We start from the raw sequence: 5,300 nt of genomic DNA, 5'->3' as shown, positions 1-5,300 counted from the left end.
CACACAATGGACCAATGGAAGCAATCGATGAACATGGGCTGTATGTTGCACCCAAGGAACGCATGCCTCGCCTGGATATGCCCGGATTGCTTCCTGAGTCTCCTCCGTATCGTAGGTCGCAAATTCCGACGCAGGCGCCGATCATATATTACGACGCGGAATGTACAGGAGAATGCCACGACAAGTTTATACAAAGACTAAGCAACTGCCGTTGGAATTACGACACAACGAATTGCAATGGACGTCCCGACCAAGAAGCCTGCGAAGCAGATCGAGAAAGAGCATTTACTAACTGCGCACTGGCGACCTTCAACGACTACTTCGCATGCACCGATGGCTGCCCACACTACACGGTCAGCCCTCCAGGCCTTCCTGAGCACATAAGGTAAAGTGACAAATGCCATCTGGCTGGCAAGTTGGACGGATTACGGCGGCGACCATTTTCATTATCACAACCACTATCTTCGTGACGTGCCTTCTGGGACAAATAGGTATTTCTTGGCACAAGGTAATCGCTGGTGGAACTGCTCGGCTGTATTGGAACAACAAGCGCGTCATTGAACAGCTTGAGCGGTACACTTGCATTTTTTTGTGTATTTATGTTATTATCGTTGCTGGACAAAGTATTTCGCGCACTAAGAAATACAGAGACATCGGCGCAAATTCGGCGAGGTATTGGGCGTTATTGGCGGCAGCGACTTGTTCACTCGGTTCACTTATGGAATATGCCGGAACGATTGCTTCGCTTTATCGCTACCGCACATTGCATCTGACCAATGAATGGATATCGATATGCATAACGATCCTGGGAGCTTTTTTGTGCATAGTAACTTTCATAAAACATGAGTTCCCTCCGGGCAGTGCCAGCAAAATCGGTTTTTATACACTGTTAATACTGAGCCTCATGGCGACCATTGGAGTGGCATTTAGTGCATCAATCAGAGTGCTAACGATAATGCATGCGATTCCAGCTTCGACGTCGTTACGGAATTCTTTTTTGGCCTTGTACAGTGTATCGTTATTACTTTTGGCAGTGCAGTTGGTTGCGATGGGAGTCGTGCTATTGGCAAAAAGTTTGTGCGGTCCAACTGGCATCACTGTTGTTGATCGGGAGACTTGTGTCGGATGCGGGTACGATGTGCGGGGAATCAAAGCTACGGTTTGCCCCGAATGCGGGCGCAATCAGCTTGGGTCTAGACCCTGTGTTCAAACCTGAATCCATGCACATGCGAGAAAAGAAGTGTTCTGGCCAAGTCGGCCTTTGTCTTAAATCCGAACAATGAAAAAGCGAGGTGGGCGGTACTGCAGATCGCGTCCGCATCGCTGCGAACCGTGACGATTGTCTGCAATTCTGCGTTCTATGGCTCGCCCATGTTGTCCTGCGTTCCGGATGTAGATCCGTTCGCCTTGCATCTGGCAATGCGATAACGTCCCGATTCATGCGCACATTTGCAAGAACAGCTCCCTCACGGGGAGGTGGGTTTGGATGAACCTTTCTCGACAGAAGAGCAGCCATGGAGAGCGCATCGCAGGAGGCGGTGCGGGTAAGTGCGGAGGCGCCGGAGAGCCTGAAGGACGTGCTGGCGGTGGATGCGTCGAAGGTGCGATCGCACTTGGACGAGGTGGTGAGGAGCACCGTGGAGTCCCGGCGCGCCGGGACTGAACCAGCTGCTGGACGAAGAGACCGACCGCATCGCCGGGGCGGGGAAGTGCGAGCGGTCGCCCGATCGCCAGGACATGCGGGCCGGGAGCTACCAGCGGAAGCTTCAGACCAAGGCGGGGGAAGTCGAGCTGAAGGTGCCGCGGCTACGGACGCTGCCGATGGAGACCTCGATCATCGAGCGCTACAAGCGAAGGGAGAGCCCCGTTGAGGAGGCGCTGATCGAGATGTACCTCGCCGGCGTGAGCATGCGCCGCGTCGAGGACATCACCGAGGCGCTGTGGGGCACGCGGACCAGCGCCAGCACCGTGAGCTCGATGGCGCAGAAGGTCTACGGCCAGATCGAGGCGTGGCGGAACCGACCGTTGAGCGGGGAGCACGCCTATGTGTATCTCGACGGCATCTGGCTCAAGCGGTCCTGGGGCGGCGAGATGCAGAACGTGGCCGTGCTGATCGCGATCGGCGTTGACGCCGAGGGCTACCGTGAGGTGCTGGGCGTCAGCGACGGCACGAAGGAGGATGCCGAGAGCTGGCGGGGGTTCCTGCGTCATCTCAAGGAACGCGGGCTGTCCGGCGTGAAGCTGTTCATCAGCGATCGGTGCCTGGGGCTGGTGGAGAGCCTGGCGGAGTTCTATCCCGCCGCATCGTGGCAAAGATGCGTCGTCCATTGGTACCGCAACGTGATGTCGGCGGTGCCACAGGGGAAGATCCGTGAGGTGGTGGCGATGCTCAAGGCGATCCACGCACAGGAGGACCGCGTGACCGCCGAGCACCAAGCGGCCGCGGTCGTCGAGAAGCTCGAGGTGATGCGGCTGCCCAGAGCGGCCCAGGTCGTGCGCGAGGGCGTGATGGAGACGCTGTCGTACATGGGCTTCCCGCGTGAGGTCGCCGCGGCGACGCGGTGCCTGCGGACGAACAACTCGAGGGAACGATTGAATCGGGAAGTGCGGAGGCGAACGCGGGTGGTGGGCGCCTTCCCGGATGGGCAATCGGCGCTCATGCTGGTGGCGGCCCGTCTGCGGCACATCGCCGGGACCAAGTGGGGGCTGCGGAGATACATGGACATGAGCCGGCTGCGTGAGCCGGTGCGGACGATGGAATCCGCCCTGGCCGCGTGAGCCATGTTCGGCGCTGCTGCTGAGTCCTCGCCCGAAGGGCTCGGCCTCAGCAGCAGCAGAACCTTCCTTGGGAGAGCCGCTTCCAAATGTGCACAACTTGACGAACGCTACCCCCGTCGCACCATGCGCCTTCGGCCTGCTGCAACGCGAAGGCGATCTGCTCCTCCGAAAACCTGCTCATCTTCATCAGACTGGCCTCCCAAACAGAGGCCAGATTCTCACCGAAAAACTCTCACTTAGACTGGATCAGGATTCGGGTTTGAGCGCACTCGCATCGCCACGCGACAGCATGCGCGACAACCACCCTAGCAGTTGCCCGATTTACGGGCAGGCTCTATGCGTTTCGCGCGGTAGTCGATGGACTTCGACTGGAACCAATAGCGTTCCGTCCCAATATGCCGTACCCCTCGCATCTAATATTCCAACAGCTCGAATGCCCTGCACTCTTGCGACCACTTGACGCGATTGTTCGATTTGATTCGATGTTGAAGGAGTTTTCCCGAGCGTTGTCACGCAGACTCGTCCGCCCGATTCCCAGCAGTCAGCGAACAAAATCGCATCATATAGAAACTGCATTTTGTCATCAGCCAGTATTTCAATTCTAAGACCAAGAGACACTGTATCTAAAAGGATTGGCGACTTCGACAATCGCACAACACAAGTCCATTCGTTTGCATGTTCTTGCATTGAAACCACCAAATGATTCTTTAGAACATCATCAATTCTTGTATCTTCCACAGAGCCAAATGCAACCGCGTCGCACTCGATTCTAATTGGTATATCGGCAACATGACTCATGTCACGCAAGCCCTTGGCGGCACCATTTTGTTCAACCAGCCAAATTTGCAATGGCGCACAAGTATCTCTGGCGATTGGTTCGCTACCAAAAAGTCGCCATTTCCAACTGTTCCGGCACATCTGAGACGAGAACGCTGCATCAGGGACTTGCCATGATGAGTTGATTCCCAATGTCTCACACTTGGCAAGAAGCTGCCGCTCGCCGGTACGGGATATTATTGAATTCGAAATATTAATTTCAATCGAAGCCTTGTCGCCAAGAAGCGCGTCTCGGCGATAAGTAACACTACCTTCATGATGCACCGAGTCGCTTAATATTGCGCATATGAACTTGGACTCAATTTCGGGAGTAGGAATTTTCTCAAAAAACCGACCTTCTATAACATTCTGGGACGTAATCTGGACATTTCTTAGTTGAAATTGGTATGTGTTTATTAGCAATGCGGTAGGGCAATACTTTGCAATCGACGGCACGCACAGCGGCAACAGGGCGGTCAGCAATATTTGGACGGCACCCCAAAGTACTACTATTGTCATACGACGATTAGTATTCGATGATTTCTTCGCTCGAGGATCCTTGCCGCATTCTGGGCATATATTATTGATCAAGTATGTAGTATCGTATCCGCAAAAAGTGCATGCGTCCAAGTTCGGACTGATGAACATGTGGTATAATTTTGCGATAATCAGCCACAGCAGCGCGAGTATACTGCTGCATGAAATCAAGATCCATACGGGCAGTATCAGTTTCGCCAGTTGGTCGGTCAGTTGCGTTATCGCAAAGGCAATCATTGTATGCCTCGGCGATATTCGGGCCAAGGGGGCATGTCTGTCTCGCAGTTCGCTGGAACACAGTTGGTCCAAACTTGGTCAACGTCGGCAGTATTGTCGCCATTTCCTCCCAGCCTGCGGCCGCAAAGCTTCCAAATAGGCTCTATTTCACCGTTACTCCCGTTCCTAATTCGATTTCGAGCGGCTTCCATGCAGGCTTTGTAGTCGTTCGCCCCAAGAGAGCTAGGATCCATGCAGCATTGGCGATGATAGCCTCGAGCTTCTCCGCAAATAAAGTCACAAGGGGCTTTGAAGTTACCACAACCGTTTGTTGTATCTTGGTAGCCTTGCCTGCATAGATCTCCCGCGTGCGTCAGTTCGTGGGCCAATACTGCGCAATTGTTCACGGCCTCTGGGCACACATACACCGTGCGGGACTGTGCACAAGTTTGCCCTTCGTTCCCGACGCAAAAAGAACCGCTGAGCGATATGGTCCACGATTGCCCCATACACGAATTCCGGAAGTATGCCAAGGCGGCTGCAACGTGAGTGTCATTAGCGCATTTACTGAGTTCTGGCGGAATTTGTATTTGGCCGGGATTACCGTCAGGCACAGGTTCATGGGGTGTGGGGTTCACCGGTTCCTGTCCAGGCCGATTTCCAGGCGGACTTGTGGGATAAATCGGCCAAGGGCGTAAGGGGGGACGCAGTCCTGATGGGTCAGCAAGCCTGACTGGTTGCGCTCCCATACCCGTACACATTCCCCCCATCGACGAACCCAAGCGGATCCCGTTGGACCCACCTTCCGAGCTCTGATTCATAGACCCGATGCCGCACGTGCATGATGTTGTCGAGGATCCCGTCGTGCTCGTACCCCGCGTAGCCCTTGCGGTTGCGGACGATGTTGCGGCTCATGTTCCCGCGGCCGAGGGTGCCGCCGGAGTAGCCGGTGT

Annotated in this window: 2 protein-coding genes and 1 pseudogene; 1 reads left to right on the top strand and 2 read right to left on the bottom strand. The window is 54.9% G+C overall.

Annotated features, from left to right (window positions below):
• Positions 1–1,568 precede the first annotated feature (1,568 nt).
• A pseudogene (locus K1Y02_25020) lies at positions 1,569–2,778 on the top strand (IS256 family transposase).
• A 321-nt stretch (positions 2,779–3,099) separates the two neighbouring features.
• Here the strand turns inward: K1Y02_25020 and K1Y02_25015 are convergent.
• Positions 3,100–4,368, bottom strand: coding sequence for a hypothetical protein (locus tag K1Y02_25015; protein MBX7259642.1), 1,269 nt, complete (start codon positions 4,366–4,368; stop codon positions 3,100–3,102).
• Positions 4,369–5,067: 699 nt separating this feature from the next.
• Positions 5,068–5,300, bottom strand: a 233-nt coding sequence (locus K1Y02_25010) for a hypothetical protein (GenBank protein MBX7259641.1), incomplete at its 5' end; no start/stop codon positions are given.

The organism is Candidatus Hydrogenedentota bacterium, assembly GCA_019695095.1.
Lineage (GTDB): Bacteria > Hydrogenedentota > Hydrogenedentia > Hydrogenedentales > SLHB01 > JAIBAQ01.
The sequence above is the reverse complement of the archived record's forward strand: the minus strand, read 5'-3'. Positions and strand labels throughout refer to the sequence as shown.